This is a genomic window from Paraburkholderia sp. BR13439 (assembly GCF_040948805.1).
Lineage (GTDB): Bacteria > Pseudomonadota > Gammaproteobacteria > Burkholderiales > Burkholderiaceae > Paraburkholderia > Paraburkholderia youngii.
In genome coordinates, this window is the sequence record NZ_JBFPKN010000013.1 from 56457 (window position 1) to 82485 (window position 26029).

Consider the following 26029-nt stretch of genomic DNA (forward strand, 5'->3'; position numbering starts at 1 on the left):
TCAGTGCAATTGGAACGGGTCAGTGCCCGAGTTCTGGAATCTTGTGGTCTTCGCGCAGTTGCGCCGAGCGGTCATCTTGCGACGCATCGAGCGGCATCTCGGCAAGCGGTTCGGCTGTAGCGATTTCAGCGATGGCAGCGCGCAACGCATCGAGCCCCTGCCCGGTGCGCGCGCTCAAAAAGACGCGCGAAATATTACCATACTCGTCCCGCTCGACCGCGTCCCCACGGGCTGCCAGCTCTGGCACCGCATCTATTTTGTTGAACACGAGCACCTGGCGGATCGTGTCCGCGCCGATCGCGTGCAACACCTCGTTCACCTGATCGATCTGATCGAGCCGCACCGCGCTCGATGCATCGACGACATGCAGCAACAGGTCCGCGTGAATGGTTTCCTCGAGCGTCGCGCGAAACGCCGCGACGAGCTGATGCGGCAGTTCGCGGATGAAACCGACGGTATCGGACACCACTACCTGCCCCGCTTCGTCGCCGAGATACACGCGCCGCGAGGTGGTATCGAGTGTCGCGAACAGCTGGTCGGCGGCATACGCCTGCGCCTTGGTAAGAGCGTTGAAGAGCGTCGATTTCCCAGCGTTCGTATAGCCGACGAGCGACACCGACATCGTCTGGTTGCGATTACGCGCGCGACGCTGCGTGCCGTGCTGGCGGCGCAGCTTGTCGAGGCGGATCTTCAGTGCCTTGATGCGCTCGCCGATCAGCCGGCGGTCGGTTTCGAGCTGCGTTTCACCCGGACCGCGCAAACCGATACCGCCCTTCTGACGTTCGAGGTGGGTCCACGCGCGAATCAGCCGGGTCGACAGATATTGCAGCTGCGCGAGCTCGACCTGCAGCTTGCCTTCGTGGCTGCGTGCGCGCTGCGCAAAAATGTCGAGGATCAGACTGGTGCGATCGACCACGCGCCGATTAAGCGCCCGCTCCAGATTGCGCTGCTGCGCAGGCGCCAGAGCATGGTTGAAGATCACGAGTTCGATGTCGTTCGCTTCACAGGCAAGGCGCAATTCTTCAGCCTTGCCGCTGCCGACGAACATCTTCGCGTCGGGACTGGAACGGCGTCCGGTGAGGGTGACTACGGGGCTCGCGCCCGCGCTTTGCGCGAGCAGGCTGAGTTCTTCGAGACTGGCTTCGAAATCGATCTTGCCGAAGTCGATGCCAACGAGCGCTGCATTGATCAAATTGGAGGGTATCAAAATGACGCGACCGGGAGCGAATCGCCAACGGGCGACGCTGTGCCGGCCGCGGCGAGGGTTAGGACTGTTCGGAATCCGGGTGGAAATTCACCGGACGGGCCGGCACGACCGTCGAAATCGCGTGCTTGTAGACCATCTGGGTGACCGTATTCCGGAGCAACACGACGTACTGGTCGAACGATTCGATGTTCCCTTGAAGCTTGATGCCGTTGACCAGGTAGATCGACACCGGCACATGCTCTTTACGCAGTGCGTTCAAAAACGGGTCTTGTAACAATTGCCCTTTGTTGCTCATAGCAAACTCCGTATTTTTTTGCAGGTTGACTGAATTGACGGCGAAGAAAAAGAGATCCGCCGCCAACCGCTACACTATAGCTGATTTTCATTTCGACGCGCGGGCCCGGGACCACCGGCCAAACCCAGCATACATGCGGGTTTCAGCCCAGGTTTAAGACCAGCTTCAGCCTGCTTCAGCCTTTGTCCGCGTAAGGGTTCGTCGACGATCTGAACTCTATTCGCAATGGAGTCCCCGTCAGCTTGAAAGTTTCCCGGAAGCGATTTTCGAGGTACCGCTTATACGTGTCGGTGATCGCGTCGAGCGCATTGCCGTGAATCACGATAATCGGCGGATTCTGCCCACCCTGGTGTGCATAACGCAGCTTCGGACGCACCGGACCGCGGCGGCGCGGCTGCTGGAACTCGACCGCCTCGATCAGCGCGCGCGTCAGCTTCGGCGTCGGCAGCTTCGACATCGCGGCCGTGTACGCGTCGTCGACCGAACGCATCAGCGGCCCAATTCCGGTTTTTTCCGCGGCGGAAATAAAATGGAATTTGGCGAAGTCCAGGAATTTTAGTTTGCGTTCGAGGTCGGCTTTGGTGCGCTCGCGCACATGCGGATCGAGACCGTCCCATTTGTTCACGCCAACCACCAGAGCGCGGCCCTGCTCGACGACGAAGCCAGCGATGTGCGCATCCTGATCCGAGATGTCCTGACGCGCGTCGAGCAGCAGAATCACGACGTTCGCATCGGAAATCGACTGCAGCGTCTTCACGACCGAGAACTTTTCGATCGCTTCGAACACCTTGCCGCGGCGGCGTAGGCCAGCCGTGTCGATCAGCGTATACGGCTTGCCGTTACGTTCGAAATCGACGTAGATCGAGTCGCGCGTAGTGCCGGGCATGTCGAACGCGATCACGCGCTCTTCGCCGACCAGCGCATTGATCAGCGTCGACTTGCCGACGTTCGGCCGCCCGACGATCGCGATCTTCACGCCGCGCGCTTCCTTGTCTTCCTCGCTCTCTTCCGGCTGACCGGCATACGCGACTTCGAGCGCCTCGTTGATCATGTCGGTGACGCCGTCGCCGTGCGCGGCTGAGATCGCGCGCGGGTCGCCGAGGCCGAGTTCGTAGAAGTCGGCTGCGACGTTGGTGTACTTCATCCCCTCGGCCTTGTTGACAACGAGGAAGATGGGCCGGCCGACCTTGCGCAGATAGTCGGCGATCGACTTGTCCTGCGGGGCGAGCCCGTTGCGGCCATCGACGATGAACACGACGACGTCCGACTCCTCGACCGCCTGGCGGGTCTGGCGCGCCATCTCGTGCAGGATGCCGTCTTTCGCGACAGGCTCGAAGCCGCCGGTATCGACGACCAGATAAGGCCGCTCGCCGGTGCGCCCTTCGCCGTAGTGGCGATCGCGCGTGAGACCGGGCAGGTCGGCAACCAGCGCATCACGCGAACGCGTAAGGCGGTTGAACAGCGTGGATTTCCCCACATTGGGGCGCCCAACGAGGGCAATAACGGGTTTCATCTGATGTTGTTCACGGTGAAACGCGGGATCGCAATCGATCGCGCGCTTAGCGACGCCAGGCAGCCGCCACGCGGCGGCGTTTTGACGAAATTATCACGAATTCAGCCTGCTCCGGGTGCGCGATCGACACGCGCATCCAGGCGGACGGGAGTGGCTGCACAGACGCCACCGGGGGTCGCCTGCTTCAGACCGGGCTGCTCGGCGGCCGACGCTCGTGCGCGAGTGCTTCCGGGGTTCGCAAAGCCGCCGACCAAGCGCACGCACCGCTTTCGATGCCGGCGGGCGCAGCTTCGATCCGACTTGCCGGACCAGCCCGTCCGGCGATTTTTCTATTGAGTCTGCCCCGATCACGCCACGGACCGAGTGGCAACCCGAGGCAGGAGCCGTGCGCCAAGGCCCACGCAGACTTCAACTAAAAAGCGCGCGGCCGGCAAAGCCGGCCTGCGCGCCTGACACGATCTATAGCGATCAGCGCGGACGATAGCCGAACAGGCCGCCATCGCGCGTCTGGATGACCAGCGTGTCGCCGGCCAGCACCGGCGCCGCGGTAATCGCGCTGCCGTCGGTCTTGACCCGCGCGACGAGCGTGCCGTCGGCGGTCGACAGGAAATGCACGAAGCCCTTGTAGTCACCAAACACGGCCGCGCGGCCGAGCAGCATCGGCACGCTCAGTTCGCGGTTCTTCAGCGCCTCGTTCTTCCACAGCACCGAACCGTTGTTCACGTCGAACGCGGACACGACCGACCAGTCGTCGGCGGCGACCACGCTGCGCTCATCCTGCGCGAGGCCGCTCGTGCTCGAGAACGGCTTGCCCCACAGCGCGCGGCCCGAGTTCGCGTCGAAACAGCCAATCTGGCCCTGGAACGTCACCGCGCAGGTCTCCGAACCCACCAGCGTGGGCGGGCCGGTCACGTCGTTGATACGCTCGACCTCGGTCACGCCCTTCGGATACGACACCGGCGTCTGCCAGTAGGCGTCGCCCGTCTGCAGATTGATAGCGGCGAACGAACCGCCCGGGAAGCCGGCCAGCACGGCCGCGTCGCCCGCGAACGTCATGCCCGATGACACGCGCAGATTCAACGGCACCGCGCGGTTGCGGAAGTTCCACTTCTGCTCGCCGGTTTGCGCGTTGAACGCGACGATCTGGCCGTCGATCGTGCGCACGACCACGAGGCCGTTGCCGACGAGCGGCGGCGAAATGATCTCGCCCGGCGCCTTCGCGGTCCACAGCTCCTTGCCGTCCGCGCCGAGCACGTATACGTCGCCCTTCAGGCCGCCGACCGCGGTGAGCGTGCCATCGCTGCCGACGCCCGCCGACAGATCGTCATGCAGCTTGACGCGCCACACGTCCTTGCCGGTTTGCGCGTCGATCTTGGCGACCGTGCCGTTCGTGCCGGCAGCGTACACGGCATTGCCGACGGCAACCGGCGAGAACATGTAGCGGCCCGCCTTGCCGACGCTCGCCGACCAGGACTGCTGCACGTCGAGAACGGGTTTGAACTCGGTGAGCGGCGTCGGCACACGGCGCTCGTCTTTCGTGGACGAGCAAGCCGCCAGCGTGAGAACGGTCATCGCACAGATAACGGGCACGGCGTAACGTTTCAGCAGATTCATCGGTGGACGAAGCATTCAGGAAATGGATTAAAGGAGACCGTCTTGCGGTCGTGGCTCGCGGCGCGCCGCGCGGGACGCTCAGCCGCCAAGCGCATCCAGCTTGAACTGGATCAGCTGGCGCGCCGAACTGTCGCTCTTCGACAGCGAGTCGAGCGCGAGCTTGTAGGCCGCGCGCGCGTCGTCGCGCTTGCCTTGGGCGGCGAGCAGGTCGCCGCGGCGGTCCGCCACGACGCCCTTGAAGGCATCGGATTGCGGCTCCGCCAGAAGCGCGAGCCCCTGGTCGTACGCCTTGTCGTCGAGCAGCAGCGATGCCATGCGCAGCTTCGCGATCTGCTTGAACTCGTCATCTTTTGCGTGATCGATCGCCCATTGCAGCTGCGCCTTCGCGCCGGCTTCGTCGCCAGCGGTGTAGAGCGCCTTGGCGGCGCCGAGCGCGGTCATCTGAGCGTAGGCGGTGCGGCCGAACTTGTCTTCCATGTCGGCGGCGACGCGCGCGATCTGCGCCTTGTCGCCCGATGCCGTGGCTTGTTGAACCTGGTCATACAACACCGCGGCTTCCGCGGCCTGGCGACGCTGCCAGAAATTCCAGCCATTCCAGCTCGCGCCTGCCAACAACACCACCAGCACGATCCACGTGGTCGCATTGCCCCACTGCCGCCACCATGCCTTCAGACTTTCAATCGATTCTTGTTCGTCGTGGTAACTCATTGCCCGGCGATTTCCTCATTCTTGCTATGTGTGCGTGTCGAGCCAGCCGGCTCGACGACATCGCGATCAGTCGTCGCCGTCTTCGGCGGATGCAACCATCGCATTGATTAGATATTCGGTCAAGTCTTCGGCGGGCACGTTCTGTTGCTCGTTCTTACCGCCATGGGCCTGGGTATCGCGCAGCGGTTTCACGCCGACCGTGCCATTGGCGATCTCGTCCTCGCCGAGCACGACCGCAAACGCGGCGCCGCTCGCATCGGCGCGCTTCATCTGCGACTTGAAGCTTGCAGACTGACCGTCCGCGCTGCAATGCAGGATCACGTCGAGACCGGTATCGCGCAGACGCTCGGCGATGATGAAAGCCTGCTCGCGCGCGGCGTCGCCCTGATGGACCACGTACACGTCGCAACCTTCGTCTTCCGGCACGAGCTGCTCTTCCTTCAGCAACTCAAGAATCCGCTCGATGCCCATCGCCCAGCCGCATGCAGCGGTCGGCTTGCCACCGAGCTGCTCGATCAGAGGATCGTAGCGGCCGCCCGCCGCGACCGTGCCTTGCGCGCCGAGCTTGTCGGTCACCCACTCGAACACAGTCAGATTGTAGTAATCGAGACCGCGCACGAGACGCGGATTGATCGTAAACGGAAGATTGTTCGCCTTCAGAAGACGCTGCAGACCTTCGAAGTGCGCGCGCGATTCTTCGCCGAGAAAGTCGATCAGCTTGGGCGCGTTTTGCGCGACTTCCTGCAGCGCGGGATTCTTCGTATCGAGCACGCGCAGCGGGTTCGTATAGAGACGGCGCTTCGCGTCTTCGTCGAGCACGTCCATGTGCTTCTCGAGGTATGCGATCAGTTCGACACGATGCGCGGCTCGCTCTTCAGCGAGGCCCAGCGAGTTGATTTCGAGCTTGATGCCGGTCAAGCCGAGGTCGTCCCACAGACGCTGGCACATCATGATGATTTCCGCGTCCGCATCCGGACCCGCGAAGCCGAGCGCCTCGACACCGACCTGGTGGAACTGGCGATAACGGCCGCGCTGCGGACGCTCGTGACGGAACATCGGCCCGATGTACCACAGGCGCTTCGGGCCGTCGTACAGCATGTTGTGCTCGATCGACGCGCGCACCACCGCCGCCGTGTTTTCCGGGCGCATCGTCAGGTTTTCGCCGTTCAATGCGTCGGTGAAGCTGTACATCTCTTTTTCGACGATGTCGGTCACTTCGCCGATACCGCGCGTGAACAGCTGCGTATGCTCGACGATCGGCGTGCGGATATTCTGATATCCATACGAACGCAGCATCGACTTGACGGTGGTTTCGAAAAATTCCCAGAGCCCGGCCTCCTGCGGAAGGATGTCGTTCATGCCCTTCACGCCGGAAAGCTTCTCGAGCTTTTTCTTCTGTTCAGTCATCTGTGTTTCGATTGCCGGTATTTAGTTGAGCGCTTCGGCGCGGCCATAGCGGCGCTCGACGTAGTCGCTCACGATTTGCTGGAATTCTTGCGCGATGTTTTCGCCGCGCAGCGTCTTCACTTTCTCGCCGTCGATGAACACCGGCGCGGCCGGGTTCTCGCCCGAGCCCGGCAGGCTGATGCCGATATTCGCCTGCTTCGACTCGCCCGGACCATTGACGATGCAGCCCATCACCGCGACGTGCATCTGCTCGACGCCGGGATACTGGTCACGCCACACCGGCATCTGCTGACGCAGATAGGTCTGGATCTGCGACGCCAGTTCCTGGAACAGCGTGCTCGTGGTGCGGCCGCAGCCCGGGCAAGCGATCACCATCGGCGTGAACGAGCGCAGGCCCATTGTCTGCAGGATTTCCTGACCGACGATCACTTCGCCGGTGCGCGACGCGCCCGGTTCCGGAGTCAGCGAGATACGGATCGTGTCGCCGATGCCCTGCTGCAGCAAAACCGACAGCGCCGCGGTCGACGCGACGATGCCCTTCGAGCCCATGCCTGCTTCGGTCAGGCCCAGATGCAGCGCGAAATCGCAACGGCGCGCGAGTTCGCGGTACACCGCGATCAGATCCTGCACGCCGCTGACCTTGCACGACAGGATGATCTGGTCGCGCCCGAGGCCGAGTTCGACCGCGCGTTCCGCCGAGCCGATCGCGGACTGGATCAGCGCTTCGTACATCACGCTTTGCGCTTCCCACGGAGTAGCGCGCGAGCCGTTTTCGTCCATCATCCTGGCGAGCAGGTCCTGGTCGAGGCTGCCCCAGTTCACGCCGATGCGCACCGGTTTGTCGTATTTGACCGCCGCCTCGATCATCTGCGCGAATTGCGTGTCGCGCTTCGCGCCGTGCCCGACGTTGCCCGGATTGATCCGGTATTTCGACAGCGATTCCGCACAGCCCGGATAGTCGCGCAGCAGCAGATGGCCGTTGTAATGGAAGTCGCCGACGAGCGGCACCATCACGCCCATGCGGTCGAGTTGCTCGCGGATAGCCGGCACGGCCGCCGCCGCTTCCGGCGTATTCACGGTGATACGCACCAGTTCCGAACCGGCTTGCGCCAGCTCCTTGATCTGGATAGCGGTGCCGATGGCGTCGGCGGTGTCGGTGTTGGTCATCGACTGCACGCGCACCGGCGCATCGCCGCCGATGGTCACGAGCTGGCCGCCCCAGCGGACGTTGACCGCATGCGATTTGCGCCGCATCGCGGGGCCGCCGAACACCGGCTCGTCTGAAACGATCTTGCTACAGGATTGGGATTGAGCTTCGGTTCGCATCGAAAAACCCATTTACGCCGCACGCGCTATGCAAAAACGCAGCGCCTCAATTGAAAAAGCGCCGCGGACCGGTTGGCCGCGGCGCGTACCGTATCTGTCAAGGCAGCGCAAACCGCGCCACATTGCCCTTGGCTGCCGCATATTTCGACGGATCGACCGGCTGGCCGTCGAGCGTCACCGACTCGAGACCCGCCTTGTTGCCGACCGTCACCTTGAACGGGCCGGCGCCCGTCACTTCCTTCGGATCGCCAGCATGCACGAGGCCGGAGAACAGTTCCTTGCCGTTTTTGTCACGCACGCTGAACCAGCTGTCTTGCGTCACCCGCAGCGCGACGACCGACTCGCCAGGCGCTGGCGCAACCGCCGGTGCCGACGCGTTCGCCACGACCACCGGTGCACTTGGGCTCTCCAAGGCGGCTTGCGCCTGCGCCTGCGAGCCGGCCTTCGCTGCCGCTGCCGTCGGCGCCGGCGTTGCCGCTGTATTCGCGGCCGGGGCCGAGCCCGGCGCGGTGCCGGTGGCAAGCGGTGCGGGCATCGGCGTTGCCGACGCAGACGCCGCATTATCCGCGCTCCCCGCGTTGTCCGCCGTGACCGCCGCGTCCGGCGCCGATGCGCCTTCCGCCGTCGCCGGGCCTTGCGCGACCGGGCCCGACGCCGCCGTGTCGCTGCTCGTCGAACTATTTGCGCTGGCCTTCAGCCGCGCGAGCCACGCGGATGAATCGCCGCCGTTGGTGCGCCACATGCCGAGCGCGATGACCGCGACGACGATCGCCGCAATGCCCCAGAGCCACGAACGGCTCTTGTGTCCGCTATCGCCGAGCGACAGCGAAACCTTGCCGCGGGGCAGATCCTTGCCGGATGACGCGGGCATCGACAGATTCGGCGCCGGCACTCCTCTCTCGCGACGCAGCGCCGCCGTAAAAGGCGCCGGATCGGCGCCGAGCATTTTCGCGTAGCTGCGCACGACGCCGAGTGCGAACGTCGTGTCCGGCAGATGGCTAATGTCGCCCGCTTCGAGCGCGCTCAGCTTGACGACCGACACCTTCAGCCGCGCCGACACGTCCTCGATCGCCCAGCCTTTCGACTCGCGCAACTGGGTCAAGCGCGCGCCAACCGCTGCCAACGAATCGAGGGCCGGCTGCTCGACCGGCTGGACCACCGCCCTTGCAACGGGTGCCGGATGGCCATCATTCGTGTCTGTCTCGTGCGGCTGCGGGTGCTGCGGCTCACTCATCCCAAATCCTTTCGCGTCGATTCTTTTAATCGTGCGACTGGATGGGCTCGAGCCTCACGTCCAAATCGCAGACCGTTTATAACAAAATGTGCGGCTTTGTGTGCCGCTCCCGATCGATTCTGCAAACTTTCTTTTCAACCGCCGGTGGCATCAGAGCATTTTCGCGTTCGCAGTGCTTCCGCCGAAGGCCGACGCCCTGCTGCCCCACGCGATTACACGGCGCGAACCTCGATCACCTTCCCCGCCTTCCCGGTGCGCTCAGCAAGACGCGTGCGGTCTTTCACCGCGCCGGCCAGCTGACCGCAGGCAGCATCGATATCGTCGCCGCGGGTTTTGCGCACGGTGGTGACGACGCCTGCGTCGATCAACACCTGCGCAAACCGCTTGATCTGTTCCGGTTTCGAGCGGATGAGGCCCGATTCGGGAAACGGATTGAACGGAATCAGATTGAACTTGCACGGCACGCTGCGCGTGACGGCGAGCAGCTCGCGTGCGTGAGCCTCACTGTCGTTCACGCCATCGAGCATGCAATATTCGAACGTAATGAAATCGCGCGGCGCCACTTTCAGGTAGCGCTCGCACGCCGCCATCAGTTCGCGCAGCGGATACTTTTTGTTGAGCGGCACCAGCACGTCGCGCAGCGCGTCGTTCGACGCATGCAGCGACACCGCGAGCGCCACGGGCAAGTCCGCGCCAAGCCGGTCCATCATCGGCACGACGCCAGAAGTGGACAACGTGACGCGCCGGCGCGACAGGCCGTACGCATTGTCGTCGAGCATCAGACGCATGGCCGGCACGACCGCGTCGTAATTGAGCAGCGGCTCGCCCATCCCCATCATCACGACGTTCGTGACGACGCGCTCGCCCTTGCCGTCGCCGCCCATCGCGCGGCCCCCGGCGTCGGCACGCGACGCGCGCAGCGCAAACTCGGCCATGCGCAACTGGCCGATGATTTCGCCGGTGGTGAGATTGCGGGAGAACCCCTGCTTGCCGGTCGAGCAGAATCGGCAGTTGACCGCACACCCCGCCTGCGACGACACACATAGCGTTCCGCGCGTTTCTTCGGGGATGTACACGGTTTCAACGGCGTTGCCATTCCCGACATCGATCAGCCACTTGCGTGTGCCGTCCGACGAAATATGATCGCTGACGACGCCAGGCATTGTGATCGTGGCGCGCCCTTTGAGCTTTTCGCGCAAGGACTTCGCGAGATCGGTCATGCCGTCGAAGTCGGCAGCGTTGTATTGGTGAATCCAGCGCTGCAATTGCTTGGCGCGAAACGGTTTCTCGCCCAGGCTGTCGCAATAGGCGACGAGCCCTTGGGCGTCGAGGTCGAGAAGGTTGACGGAGGGACTGCTCGTCATATCGAATCCTGCCATTTCAGTGCGAGACTACGTTCATGCAACAAGCTGCATGAACGCCGTGCCGTTCGCGCCCATTCCTGCTGCTTTTACCTTACTACTTTTGCCGTGCACCGCGCGCGATCCATGCGATAAAACAATTCGATCGCACGAAACGCGCCACGCGAAAGACGGCTTGCGATACGCGACTGAGGTCACTACCCGACCTCAGCGCGAGGCGCTCAACGCGAGTAGACGTTGACTTGGGGGAAGAAGAAAGCGATTTCGACCGCAGCCGTTTCCGGCCCGTCCGAGCCGTGCACCGCGTTGGCGTCGATGCTGTCGGCGAAGTCGGCACGGATCGTGCCCTTTTCTGCCTTCTTCGGGTCCGTCGCACCCATCAGGTCACGGTGCTTCAGGATCGCGTTTTCGCCTTCCAGCGCCTGCACAACCACCGGACCCGAGATCATGAATTCGACGAGGTCCTTGAAGAACGGACGTGCTGCGTGCACAGCGTAGAACTTCTCGGCGTCCGCACGCGACAGATGAACCATGCGCGATGCCACGATCTTCAGGCCAGCGTTTTCGAAACGGGTATAGATCTGGCCGATCACGTTTTTGGCCACTGCGTCCGGCTTGATAATCGACAGGGTGCGCTCGATCGCCATAAAAACTCCAAAAAATTAAGAGGTTACAGATTTAAATGAATCCGCTATTGTAGCATGTTCTCGTGTATCATTGCGATTGAACCCTTACAGTATGGAAAGGATCGAAGCAACGGGTGCAAAATACTGGTAGCGTAGGCCATAGGGGTGACTGGAGGGTATTGAAACTCCGTGCCGCCGCGCTAATCTTACGGATGAACGGTGCGCCCGCCGGTGCTTCGCAAATTTCCGTATCACCATCACGAAACACGCTTCCGAGGTAAGGAGAGACCATGAACGAACATCCGTATATGTTTGGCCGCAACGGCGCGGTCAGTACGGTCGAAACACGCAACCGCGTGCTACGGAATACCTACTGGCTGCTCGCGTTGTCGATGATCCCAACGGTGCTCGGCGCCTGGGTCGGTCTTGCCACCGGCTTCTCGCTGTTTGCCGCCACCAGTCCCGCCATGAGCATGCTGGCGTTCTTCGCGATCGCGTTCGGCTTCATGTTCGCGATTCAGCGCACCAAAGACAGCGCCGTCGGCGTATTCGTACTGCTCGGCTTCACGTTCTTCATGGGGCTGATGCTGTCGCGCATTCTCGCGTTCGTGCTCGGCTTCTCGAACGGCCCGTCGCTGATCATGCTCGCGTTTGGTGGCACTGGTGTGATCTTCGCGGCCATGGCGACCATCGCCACGGTCAGCAAACGCGACTTCTCGGGCCTCGGCAAATGGCTCTTCATGGGCGTGATCGTGATCCTGCTGGCTTCGGTCGCGAACGTGTTCCTGCAACTGCCGGCACTGATGCTGACGGTTTCCGTCATGGCAATCGTGATCTTTTCCGCCTATATCATGTTCGACGTGCAGCGTGTGGTGAACGGCGGTGAGACGAACTACATCACCGCGACGCTAGCGATCTACCTGGATCTGTATAACGTGTTCGTGAACCTGCTTGCGCTGCTCGGCATTTTCGGCGGCAACCGCAATTAAGCTTGGCCGGTCGCGAGGCGTGCCCTGCGCCGCCTCGAGGCTCAAAGCAAAAGCCCATAACGATTGTTCGTTATGGGCTTTTTTTATTACCTGATCAGCTGACACATGCTGCGCGGCGCAACCGGAAGCCAGCCCCGCACCGCAGTCACAGAGCCAACCACCCGAAACCTTCGCTCTGCGACGCAACCACCACCTCGGTGGGAGCCGCGCCAACCACGCCCGCCAGCGCCGCCTGCGCGAGTTCCGGCAGATTGTTCTGCTGGCTCAGATGCGCGGCGACCAGATGCCGCAAACGCGAGCGGTCGAGCGACGCCAGGATTTCAGCCGCCGCGTCGTTGTTCAGATGCCCGTGATTGCCGCCGATACGCGCCTTCAGCGACGGCGGATAACGACTGCCCGCGAGCATCTGCACGTCGTGATTGCATTCGAGCACGAGTGCGTCACAACCACTCAGCACCGCGCTGATATGCGGGGTGGACGTGCCAACGTCGGTGAGCACGCCGAGCCGGCGCGCGCCGTTCGAGAACACGTATTGCAACGGTTCGCGAGCGTCGTGCGGAACGGTATAAGGGAGAACGCTGAGCTCGCCGATTGCTACCGCCTCGTCGCCCCACAGCACCTGCAGGTCGACATCGGTTTCGTCGGCGCCCACCGCGCATGCGGTGCCCCAGCTCATGTACAGCGGAATCGACCACTTGCGCGCCAGCGTCAATGCGCTGCCGATGTGATCGCTATGTTCATGCGTAATCAGGATCGCATCGAGATGCTCGGCGCTCGCGCCGAGCCGCGCGAGACGCCGCTCGACTTCGCGCCCGGAAAACCCGCAGTCGAGCAGCACGCGCGTGGTGCTCGCGCCGCTGTGCGCTTCCACCAGCAGCGCGTTGCCTTCACTGCCGCTGCCGAGACTTGCGAAGCGCACGACCCGCCTAATTCAGTTGCGCGTGCAGCAGCGACACGATGCGCTGCGCGTCCGACGACGTATCGATCTGCCCGTTCGCGTCGACGACCGCAACCTGCGTCACCGCGTCGCCCTTCGCGCGCACGTTGACGAGGAATTCCTGGCCCGGTTTGCGCGTCGAATTGCCGCTGTAGAACAGTTTGCCGAACAGGCCTTCCTTCTTCAGCTCCTGCATCGAATCCGCGTAGCGTACGTAGTAGATGCCCTTCTCGCGATCGCGGTTGTCGACCGTGAAGTTGGTGCGATCGAGCGCGAGGCCCACACGCAGCCAGGCGCGGTCGAACGACTCCTGCAGATCGAGCGTCGACGCGCCCGCGTTCTGCTCGATGGTGGTCGGCGCGCTGGCCGGGCGCGCGTCGGTCAGAAGCTGCTTCGACTGCGCTTCGGTCAGGCCGAACTTCTGCATCAGCTTGGCGAGGAACAGCGCCTCGAGCGCCGGGTCACGCGGACGCTCTTCCCAGCGCGAAGACGTCTTGTCCTGCCCGGTCATCACCTCTTCCATCGCACTATGCGTGATCGAGATATCGGTCGCGCTGTCCGGACCGCGCGATACGAGCGTACGGAAACTGTCGCGGGTGCCCGACGAATAGGCGAAGTCGATCACCTTGCCGATCGTGCGGCGGAACCAGTCGTCCGGAATGTTCGCGCGGTTCTCCGCCCAGTCGGTCGTCATGATGCCGGTGGCCGGCGCGTCGGTCTTCAGCACGAAGCCGTTCTCCTGCCAGAACTCCTGCAGTTGCGGCCACAGCTGTTCCGGGGAACGGCCGTCTACCACCAGCCAGCGACGGTCGCCGTCGCGTTCGATATGCATGCCGAGCGGATCCTGTGCGGTCGGCTGACCTTCGGTCGCGTTGCCGGCGGCCGTGACAGCGCGCGTCGGCGTGCCACCGAGCGCCAGATTGGCGGGTGGCGCCACATAGCGCTGGTCGTTCGGCGACGTGCTCAGGTCGCTCGGCACGGCCAGCGGCGGTGCGCTCGAGGTCGCCTTGTAGTTGACGCGGTCGGAAGCGAACCAGTCGTTCAGCGTGTCACAGCCGGCGAGCGTCGACAGGGCAAGCGCCAGCGCCGCCATGCGGGTTGCGTGGAGGGAAAGTGCGGAACGTTTCATGAGGTCCTTCGTGATGCTGGAACGCGATGCCTCGTTCGGTCTGCCGGGAACGTGGGCTGAAGCGACGTCGGTTAATGAAATGCCGGTGGCGGTCTGGCGTGGGCGGCTGGACGGGCGGGCCGTTCAGCCGAGCAGGCCCGCTTCGCGCAGCGCGCCGCGCACCACTTCATGGTATTGCGCGTCGAGCGGCGTGAGCGGCAGGCGGATGCCGCCCTGCACACGCCCCAGTTGCTGCAGCGCCCACTTCGCCGGAATCGGATTCGCTTCGGCAAACAGGTACTTGTGCAGCGACAGGAGTTTCAGATGAATCTCGCGCGCGGTCTTCGCGTCCGCGGCGAGCGCGGCCTTGCACAGCTCGCTCATTGCGCGCGGCGCGACGTTCGCGGTGACCGAAATATTGCCGTGACCGCCGAGCAGCATCAGCGCGATCGCAGTGGGATCGTCGCCGCTATAGATGCTGAAGTTTGCCGGCGCCGACTTGATCAGATGCGCAGCGCGGTCGATGTTGCCCGTGGCCTCCTTCACGCCGACGATCCCCGGCACCTGCGCGCAGCGCAGGATGGTCTCGTTGCTCATGTCGGCGACGGTGCGGCCCGGCACGTTGTACAGGATCACCGGCAGATCGACGCTTTCGGCGATCTTCGCGAAATGGCGGTAGATGCCTTCCTGGGTCGGCTTGTTGTAGTACGGCACGACCTGCAGCGTGGCATTCGCGCCGACGTCTTTCGCGTGCTGCGTGAGTTCGATCGCCTCGGCGGTGGAGTTGGCGCCCGCGCCCGCGATGACAGGAATGCGTCCAGCGGTGTGGTCGACCGCGGTCTTGACCATCAGCACGTGCTCTTCGACCGACAGAGTGGCCGACTCGCCGCTCGTGCCGACCACGACGAGCGCATTCGTGCCTTCCTCGATGTGCCAGTCGATCAGTTTGCGAAACGCCGGCAGATCAAGGCTGCCGTCTTCGAGCATCGGAGTGATGATGGCAGGAATGCTGCCGCGGATCTGAACGCCGTCCTTGTGACCGCTGTGGTTGCCGTTAGTCATGAAACGCCATGAATATGATCAGGTAAACCGCGATTGTAGCGGATTAGCCAGCCAACTCGTAACAAGGTGGAACTGTTGCTCGTGCGGGATCATCCGCACGTGCCGCTTCCCGAACCGCGCAGATGCGCTGAACGTACGCCGGACGCGGCTCGGCGAGAAATCCGTCCTGAAATGCGATCACCCGCAATTGGCCCCGCACGATCTCGAGCAACTCGCCAGGCGCGAGCAAAAACGCCGGATTGGAGGGTTTGCCGACGCTTTCGTTTCCTTGCGCAAAGGTCTCGTAAACCATTACGCCGCCGGGCGCGAGCGCGCGCAGCAACTGCGGAAAAAGTGGTCGATGCAGGTAATTGGTGACCACGACGGCGGCGAACACCGCATCGTCCGGTAATGGCCACGGCGCGCTTTCGAGATCGGCCACGACAGGGGTGACGAGCGACGCGTCACGCAGCAGGTCGAGAGCAGCGGCATCGCGATCGATCGCGGTGACCGGATGGCCGAGCGACGCAAAAAAGCGCGCGTGCCGCCCGGCCCCCGATGCCACGTCGAGCACCGCCCCGCCCGGCGCGATCAGGTGTGCCCAGTGACGCACCCAGCGCGACGGTTCACCGAGGCCATGCAAGCCAGGGGTAGCCGGCGTGCTCATCGCTGCGGGGCGGCGCCTCGAGTGCGCATCAGTTGTACGAAAGCCCCATCGCCTCGCGGACGTCGCGCATCGTTTCGGTCGCGAAGCGGCGTGCCTTGTCGCAGCCATCGGCGACGATCGCGCGCAACAGCGACGGGTCGTCCATGTACTTCTGCGCACGCTCCAGCATCGGCTGCTGCTCGCGCAGAATGCCTTCGACGACCGGCTGCTTGCAATCGAGGCAACCGATGCCCGCCGAGCGGCAGCCCTTCTGCACCCACTCGTGGGTCGCTTCGTCGGTGTAGACCTGATGCAGCTGCCACACCGGACACTTGTCCGGATCGCCCGGATCGGTGCGGCGCACGCGAGCGGGGTCGGTCGGCATCGTGCGGACCTTCTTCGTGATCGTTTCCCCGTCTTCGCGCAAGCCGATCGTGTTGCCGTACGACTTCGACATCTTCTGGCCGTCGAGACCCGGCATGCGCGACGCCTCGGTCAGCATCGCCTGCGGCTCGACGAGGATGATCTTGCGCGAACCTTCGAGATAGCCGAACAGGCGCTCGCGATCGCTCATCGACAGGCTTTGCGATTCCTGCAGCATCGCCCGCGCGCGTTCGAGCGCTTCGTCGTTGCCTTCCTGTTGATACGCATTGCGCAGCTCGTGATACAGCTTCGAGCGCTTGCCGCCGAGCTTCTTCGCGGCTTCGTTCGCTTTTTCCTCGAAGCCCGGCTCGCGGCCGTACAGGTAGTTGAAACGACGAGCGATTTCGCGCGTCATCTCCACGTGTGGCACCTGGTCTTCACCAACCGGCACGAGCGAGCCGCGATACAGCAGAATGTCCGCCGCCATCAACACCGGGTAGCCGAGGAAGCCGTAGGTGGACAAATCCTTGTCCTTCAGCTTTTCCATCTGCTCCTTGTAGGTCGGCACGCGTTCGAGCCAGCCGAGCGGCGTGCTCATGCCGAGCAGCAGCGCCAGTTCGGCATGCTCGGGCACCCTGCTCTGGATGAACAGCGTCGCCTGCGCCGGATCGATGCCGGAAGCGAGCCAGTCGATCAGCACGTCCCACACGTTCTTTTCGATCACTTCGGGCGTTTCGTAGTGAGTCGTCAGCGCGTGCCAGTCGACCACGCAGAAAAAGCACGGGTACTCGGACTGCAGCCGCACCCAGTTTTTCAGCACGCCGTGATAGTGGCCGAGGTGCAGCGACCCGGTGGGCCGCATGCCGGAGAAGATACGGTCTGGGAACATGGTTATTTAGAAAAGCGAAACAAGAGGAGTCAGAATTGCGGTGATCGCGCTATAGCCGAGCGTAACGAGTGGCCTCAACCAGAAACGCGTCAGCGTACCCGTCATCACGAGCGCCATCACGATGAAAAAGCCGTACGGTTCGAGCCGCGACAACGCGATCGATTGCTTCGGCGGCAACAGGGCCATCACCACGCGGCCGCCATCTAGCGGCGGCAGCGGAAACAGGTTCAGCACGCCGAGCACGAGATTGACGCCGACGCCAGCGCCCGCCATACGCGTAAAAAACGGTTCGTTGACGTTGAGCACCGCCAGCACGATGCCAAGCACGCCCCATAGCAGCGCCTGGACAAAATTGCATACCGGCCCGGCCGCCGCGACCCACAGGCTGCCCCAGCGCGGATTGCGCAGATTGCCGAACGCGACCGGCACCGGCTTCGCATAGCCGAACATGAACGCGCCGCTCGTCGCGAAGTACAGCAGCAACGGAATCGCGATCGTGCCGAGCGGATCGATATGCCGCATCGGGTTAAGCGACACGCGGCCGAGCACGTACGCGGTGTTGTCGCCGAGCCAGCGCGCGACGTAGCCGTGCGCGGCCTCGTGCAGCGTGATCGCGAAGATCACCGGCAGCGCGTACACCGCAATTGTCTGTATCAGGGAAGAATCCATAACTCGCTATTGTAACAATGCGCTCGCGCGTGTCTGTCCGCTTTCGCTCGGGCCGCTCACGCCGTTTCCTCGAGGCCGAACGGCTCGAGCGGGCCGCGCCCTGCCCGCACCAGCACCGGCTCCGAGCCAGTCAGATCGATCACGGTGGACGGCTCGCACACGCACGCGCCGCCGTCGATCACCAGATCGAGCTGCTTTTCGAGCCGCGCGCGGATTTCCTCGGGGTCGTTCAGCGGCTCGGTTTCGCCGGGCATGATCAGCGTCGTGCCGAGCAGCGGCTGGCCGAGCTCCTCGAGAATCGCGAGCGTGATAGCGTGATCCGGCACGCGCAGACCGATCGTCTTGCGCGACGGATGCGATACGCGTCGCGGCACTTCCTTGGTGGCCTGCAGCACGAACACGTACGGACCCGGTGTCACCGATTTCAGCAGCCGATATTGCCAGTTGTCCACCATCGCAAAATTGGCGAGTTCCGACAGATCGCGCACGAGCAGCGACAGCAGCTGCTTTTCGTCGAGTCCGCGAATACGCCGCAGGCGTTCGACCGCATCCTTGTCGTCGAGACGGCAGGCGAGCGCGTAGGTCGAATCGGTCGGCAAGGCGACCACGCCGCCGTCGTTGATGATCTGCGCGGCCTGCTTGACGAGGCGCGGCTGCGGATTGTCGGGATGGAGCCGAAAGTATTGGGACATGGGGACTCACGATGGCGGCAGACGAACTGCGGCGGATGGGCTGCGGCGAGCAGCGCGCGTGCCCCAGCCAGCCGGCCCGCGTGCGAGACGTGCCGTTCCGGCACGGCGCGCGGTCACAGCCAGCGTTCCCAGACGGGCTTCAGATCGGCGGGTAGCGGCGGCAGTGTGCCCAGTTCGATGCGGCCTTCGCCTGGCGCATGGAAGTCGGAACCGCGCGAGGCCTCGAAGCCATAGCGACGCGCGACATCCGCATATTCGCGGTATTGGTCGGGCGTGTGGCTGCCGGTGACGACCTCGATCGCCTTGCCGCCGAGGTCGATGAATTCGCCAAAGAATGCGTCGAATTCGAGTTGCGAATAGGCGTAGCGCCCCGGATGCGCGACGATCGCGACGCCGCCGGCGGCCTGGATCCAGCTGAGCGCGTCGGCGAGCTTGGCCCAGCGGTGCGCGACATAACCCGGCTTGCCGTCGCCGAGATAGCGGTCGAACACTTCCTGGGTGTTTGCGCAGTGGCCGTGCTCGACCATGAAGCGCGCGAAATGCGTGCGCGACATCATGTCGGGATTCGATACGTAGTGCAGCGCGCCCTCGTACGCGTCTGGAATGCCGAGCGTGGCCAGTTGCTCGCCGATTGCCTCGGCGCGCGCGGCGCGGCCGTCGCGGGTGCGGGCAAGACCGTCGATCAGGACCTGGTTGGACGGATCGATGCCGAGTCCGACGATGTGCACCGTGCGCCCCGCCCACGTAACCGAAATCTCGACGCCGCTCAGGTAGTTCATGCCGAGCGCCTCGGCCGCGGTGCGCGCCTCTTGCTGGCCGCCCACTTCGTCGTGATCGGTGAGCGCCCACAGCGTCACACCGTTCGCGTGCGCGCGGCGCGCGACGTCGGTCGGCGCGAACTGGCCGTCGGAAACGGTGGAGTGGCAGTGAAGATCGGCGTTCATCGTGGTCCTGGAAGGGTTCTGCGATCATTTTACTGCAATGCAGTAAGGGTCCGCAGGGGTATCTGGCGACGCCGGTTGCACTTGCCCGCGTGCCGGAAGGTCAGGACGGGGCAGTGCCGAGATCAACGTCCGGGCGACCCGCGAGCGCCCTTTCGACCGTAGCTTCAGGCACGGCGTCAGGCGCAGAACCCCTCGATCAACGCGGCGACCTGCTCCGGCTGGTCGTGATGCACCATGTGCCCCGCGCCGTCGATGATCTTCTCGCGCCAATCGGCAAACGCGTGGAAACGCGCCTTGAATTCGTCGAGCGGCACGTCGCCGGCGATTCGCGCGAGCGTCGGCGAGCCGGCGGCCTCGACGTGCAGCACCTTCGCGCTGACCTTGCGCCACACCGCCATCACCTCGTCGAGGCGATACAAGGTGGGGCCGCGGACCTTGTGCGCCGGGTCGGCGAGCAGCATGAAACGCCCTTCGCCATCCGGCTTCGACCAGTGCTGCGCGAGGAACTGCGCGCGCCGCGGATCGAGGCGCGGATTGGTTTTGATCAGGCGCGCGGCGACCTCGTCGAGCGACGCGTAGCGCTTCAACTGCGGTGGATCGCGCAATTCGTCGAGCCAGTTCAGCAGACGTTTCGGCGCCTGCGCCGGATACGAAGGCGCGAGCCCGAAGCCCTCCAGATCGACCACCCGCCGCACCCGCTGCGGCCGCACGCCGGCGTACAGGCACACGACGTTCGCACCCAGGCTGTGACCGACCAGGTTCACCTCGCCGTCCGGCGCGTAGTGATCGATCAACGCGTCGAGATCGCCGAGATAGTCTTGCACCCAGTAGCTGCCGCCGCCGTGCTCGGCAACCGGCCAGTCGGACAGACCGAAGCCGCGCAGGTCCGGCGCGAGCACCTGCCAGTCGCCGCCGAGCGCATCGACGACGAACTGGAACGACGCGCCGACATCCATCCAGCCGTGCAGCATGAACAGTATCGGCGCGTCGGGACGGCCCCAGCGCCGCACGTGCAGCCGGACGCCATGTGCGCTAACGAATTCAGAGCGGAAGGTATTCATCAACGGCGCACTCGCAAAAAAGAATGGTCGTTCGATTATAGGGTGGACGCCGCGAGAGGTGGTAACGGATCATTAGGGCGACGCCCGGTCGTCCGCAGCCCGTGTGGCTTGCAGCGCATCCTCGCGTGCGAGCGCGGCGAGTTCGGCGTCGTCGAAACCGGCGTCGCGGCGCGCTTCGAAATTGAACGGGCCGCGCAGTTTCGGCGCGTGATACTGGTCGGCCAGACGCAGATACGTGTGGTGCGGATCGAGGTCGTGCGCGTCGCACAGGTGACGAAACCAGCGGTTGCCGATCAGCACGTGGCCGATTTCATCGCGCAGGATCACGTCGAGAATCGCCGCCGACGCGTGATCGCCGGCCTGCTGCAGCCGCGCGCGGATCGGCGGCGACGCGTCGAGGCCGCGCGCTTCGAGCGTCCGCGGCACGAGCGCCATGCGCGCGAGCACGTCGCCGCGAGTGCGCTCGCACATGTCCCACAGGCCGCCGTGCGCCGGGAAATCGCCGTATGCGTGGCCGTATTCGGCGAGACGCGCAGCGAGCAGCGAGTAGTGATATGCCTCTTCGGCGGCGACCTTGAGCCAGTCGGCATAGAACTCGGCGGGCATGCCGGAGAAACGCCAGACGGCGTCGAGCGCCAGATTGATCGCGTTGAACTCGATGTGCGCAAGCGCGTGGAGCAGCACCGCGCGCCCCTGCGGCGACTGCATGCTGCGTCGGCCGAGCTGGCGCGGTTCGACCAGTTCCGGCCGTTCGGGGCGGCCCGGCAGGCCGGCGGGATCGGCGAGATCGAGGCCGGCGTCACAGAGCGCGCGGCCATCGAGTACCGCAGCGTACAGTTCGCGGGTCGCCGCGACCTTCGCGGCCGGTTCCCGCTCGCGCAACGCGGCGAGCGCGGCGCGGCGCGCGCACAGTGGCTCGTCGTGAGAATTCGATGCGGGGGAAGCGACGGAAACGAGCGAAGGGACGGACGTCATGACGAACGGATAGGCGATGGAAGCGGTGAAGCCGACGGCGCCCGGCCCGCACGCGAGCGGCCGAGCGGCTCAAGCACACAACCGTTTACAATACCCGATTCGACCATCCGGCGCGCTTTCGGGCACGACCGCCAAACTCGCACCGCGCCGGGGCGCACGCCGCCCAGCCCATGCGAGGCAATCGATCAGACACCCATCGTGCACGGGATCGGAGCAGCCCCAAGGCCTGGCTCCGACCGATAAGGAGACATTGTGACGATTTACAAGCTGGGCGAAGCCGCCCCGATCATTCATGAAAGCGTGTTCGTCGCGGATTCCGCGAACATCATCGGCAACGTGACGCTCGAGGAGAACGCGAGCGTGTGGTTCGGCGCAACGCTGCGCGGCGACAACGAGCCGATCAAGATCGGCGCCGGCAGCAACGTGCAGGAAAACGCGGTGCTGCACACCGACCCGGGCTATCCGCTGACGGTCGAGTCGAACGTGACGATCGGCCATCAGGCGATGCTGCATGGCTGCACGATCAAGGAAGGCGCGCTGATCGGAATTCAGGCGGTGGTCTTGAATGGCGCGGTGATCGGCCGCAACTGTCTGGTCGGAGCGGGCGCCATCGTCACCGAGGGCAAGGTGTTTCCCGACAATACGCTGATCCTCGGCGCGCCCGCGAAGGCGGTGCGCGAACTGACGGAAGCGGATATCGCCAACCTGCAGCGCGCCGCGGCAAGTTATGCCGGGCGTCGCGAGTATTTCAAGGCGCAGCTCGTACGCATCGGCTAGACGGCCGGCGCGCGGCGCGCAAAGGCGCGGCATCACGCCGCGTCATTCCAGCGAGGAAAAGTTGTGAGCGACCAGTTGCAAAAATTCATGTTCAGCGCGGCGCCGGTGCGCGGCGAGATCGTTTCCCTGCGCAATACCTGGCAGGACGTGCTGACGCGCCGCGATTATCCGGCGCCCGTGCGAACGATTCTGGGCGAAATGATGGCCGCGTGCGCGCTGCTGTCGGCGAACCTGAAGTTCGACGGCACGCTCGTCATGCAAATTTTCGGCGATGGCCCGATCAAGATGCTGGTCGTGCAGTGCAGCTCGAACCTGACGATGCGCGCCACCGCGAAGCTGTCCGGCGAAGCCGCCCATACGATCGACGACACGACCTCGCTGATCGATCTGGTGAACGCGAGCGGCCACGGCCGCTGCGTGATCACGCTCGACCCGACCGACAAGCAGCCCGGCCAGCAGCCGTATCAGAGTATCGTGCCGCTGTCGGGCGCGAACGGACCGCTGAAGTCGATCGCCGAAGTGCTCGAGCACTACATGCATCACTCCGAGCAGCTCGACACGCGCATGTGGCTCGCGGCGAACACCGAGCGCGCGGTCGGCATGCTGCTGCAGAAGCTGCCGGGCGACGGCGGCATCGTCCCGCATCCGGGCGCGCTCGACGCGGATACGTGGGAGCGCGTCTGCACGCTCGGCGGCACTCTGTCACAGGACGAGTTGCTGAAGGAAGAACCGGAGACGGTGTTCCGGCGCCTGTTCTGGCAGGAAAACGTCCAGCATTTCGAGCCTGTCACCGCCCGCTTCGAATGCACGTGCTCGCGCGAAAAAGTCGGCGCGATGCTGAAGATGCTCGGCCGCGATGAAGTCGACGGCGTGATCGAGGAACGCGGCCACGTCGAGATTCACTGTGAGTTTTGCAACCAGCGCTACGAGTTCGACCCGGTCGACGTCGCGCAACTTTTCGTCGCCGGCGGACTCTCACAAGGCGTGACGCCGGCGGCCGCGCAGCGGCACTAAAGTGCGCTTTCGCTGAAGCGGAGTGCGTGCCCGCGAACTGATCGCGCATTACGACGGAAGTCCTGACCGCGCCGCCCCATGCCTCGTCACGGCTCGGGCGGCGCGTTGCATTTGAGCGCGGCGTTGATACATTGGAAAGATGCGTCACCACGTGTTGGAAGACGCCTGCTCGAGCCTCGGACCTCGGACCGATGGAGATTCGACCATGAAGCATACGCTTTCGTTGATGCTGGCCGTCCTCACGGGCTGCGCGGCGCTGGCCGCCTGCTCGATCGATCCGCCGGGCCCCGCGCCGATTCTGAGCCGTCTGCCGCCCGATCAGGCGGAGGCCATCAGCCATACACAGACGCTGACACCGGAGGAACGCGCGCGCTATGACGCGATCGAGCAACAGGTCATGTTCGAACAGAATCAGGCGATCGCCACGGACGCCGCCGCGCAAGCCTGGTCCCGCTATTACTCACGCTCGCCGCCCGTGAGGTTTTCCTTGGGCTTCTCGAGCGGCGGCTGGGGACGTGGCTGGGGAACTGGGGTCGGCGTCGGGTTCGGGCCATATTGGGGTTGGTAGCAGCGAATACGTCAGCCCAAAAACAAAAAGCGCGGTTCAAAGTGAACCGCGCTTTTTTTCGCCATTCGTGGCGAAGCCGATGCGAGATATCGAACCTCAGTGCGCCGGCTTCTTCTCCTTCGCAGCCGCCGCCTTCCCGCCATGCTTGCGATCCGGTTTCGCGCGCGACTCCGGATTCGGCACCACGTGCAGCGGCGCGGCCGACACTTCGCCGCGCGTCGAAGTATCCGCCGACGGCGTGTTCGCCAACGGCAGCGGCTGGTTCGGCGACACGAACTGCACGAACACTTCGCCGTCCTTGACCATGCCCATTTCGTAGCGCGCCCGCTCTTCGACCGCCGCGGTGCCGTTCTGCAGATCCTGCACTTCGCCCTGGATGCGCTCGTTGCGCAGCTTGGCGTCGGCATTCTTCTGCAGTTGCTGCGCGAGCTGGCCTTGCAACTCATGCACGCGCAGCCAGCCGCCGTGCCCCCACCAGAGCGGGTACTGGATCAATGCCAGCAGAACGATCAGGACAGCAGTGACAAGCCGCATGAAGTAAGCACAATAAATACGCGCCGCCCTGCGCTATACGCAGGGCGGCGAAGTCAATCAGAAACGAAGGATAACCGGCTCATCGATCGGCGTGAACAATCTGGCGAAAACGCTTAGCGCAGATTGTAGAACGCCGACTTGCCAGGGTAGCTTGCGATATCGCCGAGATCTTCCTCGATACGCAGCAGCTGGTTGTACTTCGAGATGCGATCCGAACGCGACAGCGAACCGGTCTTGATCTGGCCGGCGTTCAGACCGACGGCGATGTCCGCGATCGTCGAGTCTTCGGTTTCGCCCGAGCGATGCGAAATCACGGCCGTGTAGCCCGCGCGCTTGGCCATTTCGATCGCCGCGAAGGTTTCCGTCAGCGTGCCGATCTGGTTGATCTTGATCAGGATCGAGTTCGCGATGCCCTTCTCGATGCCTTCCTTCAGGATGCGCGTGTTCGTGACGAACAGGTCGTCGCCGACCAGCTGGACCTTGTCGCCGAGCTTGTCGGTCAGCGTCTTCCAGCCGTCCCAGTCGCCTTCGTGCATGCCGTCTTCGATCGACACGATCGGGAACTTGTCCGCCAGGTTCGCGAGGTAATCCGCGAATTCCGTCGACGACAGCTGCAGGCCTTCGCCCGCGAGCTGGTACTTGCCGTCGTGGTAGAACTCGCTGGCCGCGCAGTCGAGGGCGAGCAGCACATCTTCACCGGCGCGATAGCCCGCTTTCTCGATGGCTTGCAAAATGGTGGACAGGCATTCCTCGTTGCTGCCGAAATTCGGCGCGAAGCCGCCTTCGTCGCCGACTGCCGTGCTCATGCCGCGATCCGACAGGATCTTCTTCAGCGCGTGGAACACTTCGGCGCCGCAGCGCAGCGCTTCGCGGAAGCTCGGCTGGCTGACCGGCACGATCATGAATTCCTGGATGTCCAGGCTGTTGTTCGCGTGCGCGCCGCCGTTGACGATGTTCATCATCGGCACCGGCAGTTGCATCGCGCCCGAACCGCCGAAATAGCGGTACAGCGGCAGGCCGGCTTCTTCAGCGGCGGCCTTCGCGACGGCCATCGACACGGCCAGCATCGCGTTCGCGCCTAGGCGCGACTTGTTGTCGGTGCCGTCGAGCTCGAGCAGCGTCTTGTCGAGGAATGCCTGCTCGGACGCGTCGAGACCCATGATCGCTTCGGAGATTTCCGTGTTGATGTGCTCGACGGCCTTCAGCACGCCCTTGCCGCCGTAGCGGCCGGCTTCGCCGTCGCGCAGTTCGATCGCTTCGCGCGAGCCGGTCGACGCGCCCGACGGCACGGCTGCGCGGCCCATCGTGCCCGACTCGAGCAGCACGTCGCATTCGACGGTGGGGTTGCCTCGCGAATCGAGAATCTCTCGACCGATGATGTCTACGATAGCACTCATGGTTTCCTCAAAGGATGACGTTGAATTCTTTACTCTGACACTGTATCGCGCTGTCGATCCGGGGTTGGTGCTTTAGCGCCTACTCCGGTCCCATGCAAAGCACCCGCCGGTCTCCCCGACAGACAACTCGCGCG

At 64.0% G+C, this 26029-nt stretch carries 26 protein-coding genes; 4 read left to right on the forward strand and 22 right to left on the reverse strand.

Going from position 1 to position 26029, the window contains the following annotated elements:
• Positions 1 to 19 precede the first annotated feature (19 nt).
• The 10 genes from hflX to ndk all read right to left on the reverse strand — a co-directional run bounded on the left by hflX (position 20) and on the right by ndk (position 11312).
• Positions 20 to 1207 carry a GTPase HflX gene (gene hflX, locus AB3X96_RS24390; RefSeq protein WP_368591749.1) on the reverse strand — a complete coding sequence of 396 codons (1188 nt, stop codon included), beginning with the start codon at positions 1205 to 1207 and terminating at the stop codon, positions 20 to 22.
• Positions 1208 to 1265: 58 nt separating this feature from the next.
• Complete coding sequence (hfq, locus tag AB3X96_RS24395; RefSeq protein WP_006051315.1) at positions 1266 to 1502, reverse strand: RNA chaperone Hfq; 237 nt, start codon at positions 1500 to 1502, stop codon at positions 1266 to 1268.
• 175 nt (positions 1503 to 1677) lie between these two features.
• Entirely contained in the window at positions 1678 to 3015 is a 1338-nt protein-coding gene (gene der / locus AB3X96_RS24400) for a ribosome biogenesis GTPase Der (RefSeq protein ID WP_013089777.1), read from the reverse strand.
• A gap of 468 nt (positions 3016 to 3483) precedes the next feature.
• On the reverse strand, positions 3484 to 4629 hold the full coding sequence (gene bamB, locus AB3X96_RS24405; RefSeq protein ID WP_176108225.1) for an outer membrane protein assembly factor BamB: 1146 nt from the start codon (positions 4627 to 4629) through the stop codon (positions 3484 to 3486).
• A gap of 78 nt (positions 4630 to 4707) precedes the next feature.
• Positions 4708 to 5337 (reverse strand): YfgM family protein, encoded by a 630-nt coding sequence (locus AB3X96_RS24410; protein ID WP_368591750.1) that lies wholly within the window; start codon positions 5335 to 5337, stop codon positions 4708 to 4710.
• Between the two features lie 66 nt (positions 5338 to 5403).
• The gene (gene hisS, locus AB3X96_RS24415) at positions 5404 to 6744 is read right to left on the reverse strand and encodes a histidine--tRNA ligase (protein WP_176125669.1); all 1341 of its coding nucleotides are present in this window, start codon (positions 6742 to 6744) and stop codon (positions 5404 to 5406) included.
• Between the two features lie 21 nt (positions 6745 to 6765).
• Entirely contained in the window at positions 6766 to 8082 is a 1317-nt protein-coding gene (gene ispG / locus AB3X96_RS24420; RefSeq protein ID WP_368591751.1) for a flavodoxin-dependent (E)-4-hydroxy-3-methylbut-2-enyl-diphosphate synthase, read from the reverse strand.
• Between the two features lie 85 nt (positions 8083 to 8167).
• The gene (locus AB3X96_RS24425; protein WP_368591752.1) at positions 8168 to 9304 is read right to left on the reverse strand and encodes a helix-turn-helix domain-containing protein; all 1137 of its coding nucleotides are present in this window, start codon (positions 9302 to 9304) and stop codon (positions 8168 to 8170) included.
• A 212-nt stretch (positions 9305 to 9516) separates the two neighbouring features.
• The gene (gene rlmN, locus AB3X96_RS24430) at positions 9517 to 10668 is read right to left on the reverse strand and encodes a 23S rRNA (adenine(2503)-C(2))-methyltransferase RlmN (protein ID WP_368591753.1); all 1152 of its coding nucleotides are present in this window, start codon (positions 10666 to 10668) and stop codon (positions 9517 to 9519) included.
• Between the two features lie 218 nt (positions 10669 to 10886).
• Positions 10887 to 11312: a nucleoside-diphosphate kinase gene (gene ndk, locus AB3X96_RS24435; protein WP_008923116.1), complete on the reverse strand. Its 426-nt coding sequence runs from the start codon at positions 11310 to 11312 to the stop codon at positions 10887 to 10889.
• 269 nt (positions 11313 to 11581) lie between these two features.
• On the opposite strand from ndk, the gene AB3X96_RS24440 reads away from it, so the two are divergent.
• Complete coding sequence (locus AB3X96_RS24440) at positions 11582 to 12280, forward strand: Bax inhibitor-1/YccA family protein (RefSeq protein WP_018417558.1); 699 nt, start codon at positions 11582 to 11584, stop codon at positions 12278 to 12280.
• Positions 12281 to 12425: 145 nt separating this feature from the next.
• Here AB3X96_RS24440 and AB3X96_RS24445 read toward each other — a convergent pair whose 3' ends face one another.
• The 10 genes from AB3X96_RS24445 to AB3X96_RS24490 form a co-directional block, all read right to left on the reverse strand.
• Positions 12426 to 13199 (reverse strand): MBL fold metallo-hydrolase, encoded by a 774-nt coding sequence (locus AB3X96_RS24445; protein WP_368591754.1) that lies wholly within the window; start codon positions 13197 to 13199, stop codon positions 12426 to 12428.
• A gap of 7 nt (positions 13200 to 13206) precedes the next feature.
• Positions 13207 to 14346 (reverse strand): outer membrane protein assembly factor BamC, encoded by a 1140-nt coding sequence (bamC, locus tag AB3X96_RS24450; RefSeq protein WP_368591755.1) that lies wholly within the window; start codon positions 14344 to 14346, stop codon positions 13207 to 13209.
• 123 nt (positions 14347 to 14469) lie between these two features.
• The gene (dapA, locus tag AB3X96_RS24455) at positions 14470 to 15387 is read right to left on the reverse strand and encodes a 4-hydroxy-tetrahydrodipicolinate synthase (RefSeq protein WP_368591756.1); all 918 of its coding nucleotides are present in this window, start codon (positions 15385 to 15387) and stop codon (positions 14470 to 14472) included.
• A 43-nt stretch (positions 15388 to 15430) separates the two neighbouring features.
• Positions 15431 to 16033: a class I SAM-dependent methyltransferase gene (locus AB3X96_RS24460; RefSeq protein ID WP_368591757.1), complete on the reverse strand. Its 603-nt coding sequence runs from the start codon at positions 16031 to 16033 to the stop codon at positions 15431 to 15433.
• A 28-nt stretch (positions 16034 to 16061) separates the two neighbouring features.
• Positions 16062 to 17264, reverse strand: coding sequence for a tryptophan--tRNA ligase (locus AB3X96_RS24465; RefSeq protein ID WP_368591758.1), 1203 nt, complete (start codon positions 17262 to 17264; stop codon positions 16062 to 16064).
• A 6-nt stretch (positions 17265 to 17270) separates the two neighbouring features.
• Positions 17271 to 17933, reverse strand: coding sequence for a site-2 protease family protein (locus AB3X96_RS24470; protein ID WP_176108214.1), 663 nt, complete (start codon positions 17931 to 17933; stop codon positions 17271 to 17273).
• A gap of 56 nt (positions 17934 to 17989) precedes the next feature.
• Positions 17990 to 18625, reverse strand: a complete 636-nt coding sequence (locus AB3X96_RS24475) for an L-threonylcarbamoyladenylate synthase (RefSeq protein WP_018435435.1) — start codon at positions 18623 to 18625, stop codon at positions 17990 to 17992.
• Positions 18626 to 18738: 113 nt separating this feature from the next.
• Positions 18739 to 19569 carry a 3',5'-nucleoside bisphosphate phosphatase gene (locus AB3X96_RS24480; RefSeq protein ID WP_176125660.1) on the reverse strand — a complete coding sequence of 277 codons (831 nt, stop codon included), beginning with the start codon at positions 19567 to 19569 and terminating at the stop codon, positions 18739 to 18741.
• A gap of 176 nt (positions 19570 to 19745) precedes the next feature.
• Positions 19746 to 20630, reverse strand: coding sequence for an alpha/beta fold hydrolase (locus AB3X96_RS24485; RefSeq protein ID WP_368591759.1), 885 nt, complete (start codon positions 20628 to 20630; stop codon positions 19746 to 19748).
• Positions 20631 to 20702: 72 nt separating this feature from the next.
• Positions 20703 to 21605, reverse strand: coding sequence for a ferritin-like domain-containing protein (locus tag AB3X96_RS24490; protein ID WP_368591760.1), 903 nt, complete (start codon positions 21603 to 21605; stop codon positions 20703 to 20705).
• 252 nt (positions 21606 to 21857) lie between these two features.
• On the opposite strand from AB3X96_RS24490, the gene AB3X96_RS24495 reads away from it, so the two are divergent.
• From AB3X96_RS24495 to AB3X96_RS24505, 3 genes are all read left to right on the forward strand, one after another.
• Complete coding sequence (locus AB3X96_RS24495) at positions 21858 to 22382, forward strand: gamma carbonic anhydrase family protein (RefSeq protein WP_176125657.1); 525 nt, start codon at positions 21858 to 21860, stop codon at positions 22380 to 22382.
• 63 nt (positions 22383 to 22445) lie between these two features.
• Positions 22446 to 23396: an Hsp33 family molecular chaperone HslO gene (gene hslO / locus AB3X96_RS24500; protein WP_176108210.1), complete on the forward strand. Its 951-nt coding sequence runs from the start codon at positions 22446 to 22448 to the stop codon at positions 23394 to 23396.
• 205 nt (positions 23397 to 23601) lie between these two features.
• Positions 23602 to 23964 (forward strand): hypothetical protein, encoded by a 363-nt coding sequence (locus AB3X96_RS24505; protein ID WP_018435430.1) that lies wholly within the window; start codon positions 23602 to 23604, stop codon positions 23962 to 23964.
• Between the two features lie 96 nt (positions 23965 to 24060).
• Here the strand turns inward: AB3X96_RS24505 and ftsB are convergent, their stop codons facing one another.
• Positions 24061 to 24498, reverse strand: a complete 438-nt coding sequence (gene ftsB / locus AB3X96_RS24510; RefSeq protein WP_176108208.1) for a cell division protein FtsB — start codon at positions 24496 to 24498, stop codon at positions 24061 to 24063.
• Between the two features lie 113 nt (positions 24499 to 24611).
• Positions 24612 to 25895 (reverse strand): phosphopyruvate hydratase, encoded by a 1284-nt coding sequence (gene eno / locus AB3X96_RS24515; protein WP_368591761.1) that lies wholly within the window; start codon positions 25893 to 25895, stop codon positions 24612 to 24614.
• Positions 25896 to 26029 lie beyond the last annotated feature (134 nt).

Coding starts and splice junctions, on each gene's coding strand:
- AB3X96_RS24475 (WP_018435435.1), bottom strand. CDS start 18,625: ATGTCCCAATACTTTCGGCTCCATCCCGACAATCCGCAGCCGCGCCTC.
- ndk (WP_008923116.1), bottom strand. CDS start 11,312: ATGGCGATCGAGCGCACCCTGTCGATTATCAAGCCGGACGCAGTGGCC.
- rlmN (WP_368591753.1), bottom strand. CDS start 10,668: ATGACGAGCAGTCCCTCCGTCAACCTTCTCGACCTCGACGCCCAAGGG.
- dapA (WP_368591756.1), bottom strand. CDS start 15,387: ATGACTAACGGCAACCACAGCGGTCACAAGGACGGCGTTCAGATCCGC.
- AB3X96_RS24485 (WP_368591759.1), bottom strand. CDS start 20,630: ATGAATACCTTCCGCTCTGAATTCGTTAGCGCACATGGCGTCCGGCTG.
- bamB (WP_176108225.1), bottom strand. CDS start 4,629: ATGAATCTGCTGAAACGTTACGCCGTGCCCGTTATCTGTGCGATGACC.
- AB3X96_RS24425 (WP_368591752.1), bottom strand. CDS start 9,304: ATGAGTGAGCCGCAGCACCCGCAGCCGCACGAGACAGACACGAATGAT.
- AB3X96_RS24465 (WP_368591758.1), bottom strand. CDS start 17,264: ATGTTCCCAGACCGTATCTTCTCCGGCATGCGGCCCACCGGGTCGCTG.
- AB3X96_RS24480 (WP_176125660.1), bottom strand. CDS start 19,569: ATGAACGCCGATCTTCACTGCCACTCCACCGTTTCCGACGGCCAGTTC.
- AB3X96_RS24410 (WP_368591750.1), bottom strand. CDS start 5,337: ATGAGTTACCACGACGAACAAGAATCGATTGAAAGTCTGAAGGCATGG.
- AB3X96_RS24460 (WP_368591757.1), bottom strand. CDS start 16,033: ATGAGCACGCCGGCTACCCCTGGCTTGCATGGCCTCGGTGAACCGTCG.
- AB3X96_RS24470 (WP_176108214.1), bottom strand. CDS start 17,933: ATGGATTCTTCCCTGATACAGACAATTGCGGTGTACGCGCTGCCGGTG.
- hfq (WP_006051315.1), bottom strand. CDS start 1,502: ATGAGCAACAAAGGGCAATTGTTACAAGACCCGTTTTTGAACGCACTG.
- eno (WP_368591761.1), bottom strand. CDS start 25,895: ATGAGTGCTATCGTAGACATCATCGGTCGAGAGATTCTCGATTCGCGA.
- ftsB (WP_176108208.1), bottom strand. CDS start 24,498: ATGCGGCTTGTCACTGCTGTCCTGATCGTTCTGCTGGCATTGATCCAG.
- der (WP_013089777.1), bottom strand. CDS start 3,015: ATGAAACCCGTTATTGCCCTCGTTGGGCGCCCCAATGTGGGGAAATCC.
- AB3X96_RS24490 (WP_368591760.1), bottom strand. CDS start 21,605: ATGACGTCCGTCCCTTCGCTCGTTTCCGTCGCTTCCCCCGCATCGAAT.
- AB3X96_RS24505 (WP_018435430.1), top strand. CDS start 23,602: ATGAAGCATACGCTTTCGTTGATGCTGGCCGTCCTCACGGGCTGCGCG.
- ispG (WP_368591751.1), bottom strand. CDS start 8,082: ATGGGTTTTTCGATGCGAACCGAAGCTCAATCCCAATCCTGTAGCAAG.
- hisS (WP_176125669.1), bottom strand. CDS start 6,744: ATGACTGAACAGAAGAAAAAGCTCGAGAAGCTTTCCGGCGTGAAGGGC.
- bamC (WP_368591755.1), bottom strand. CDS start 14,346: ATGAAACGTTCCGCACTTTCCCTCCACGCAACCCGCATGGCGGCGCTG.
- AB3X96_RS24440 (WP_018417558.1), top strand. CDS start 11,582: ATGAACGAACATCCGTATATGTTTGGCCGCAACGGCGCGGTCAGTACG.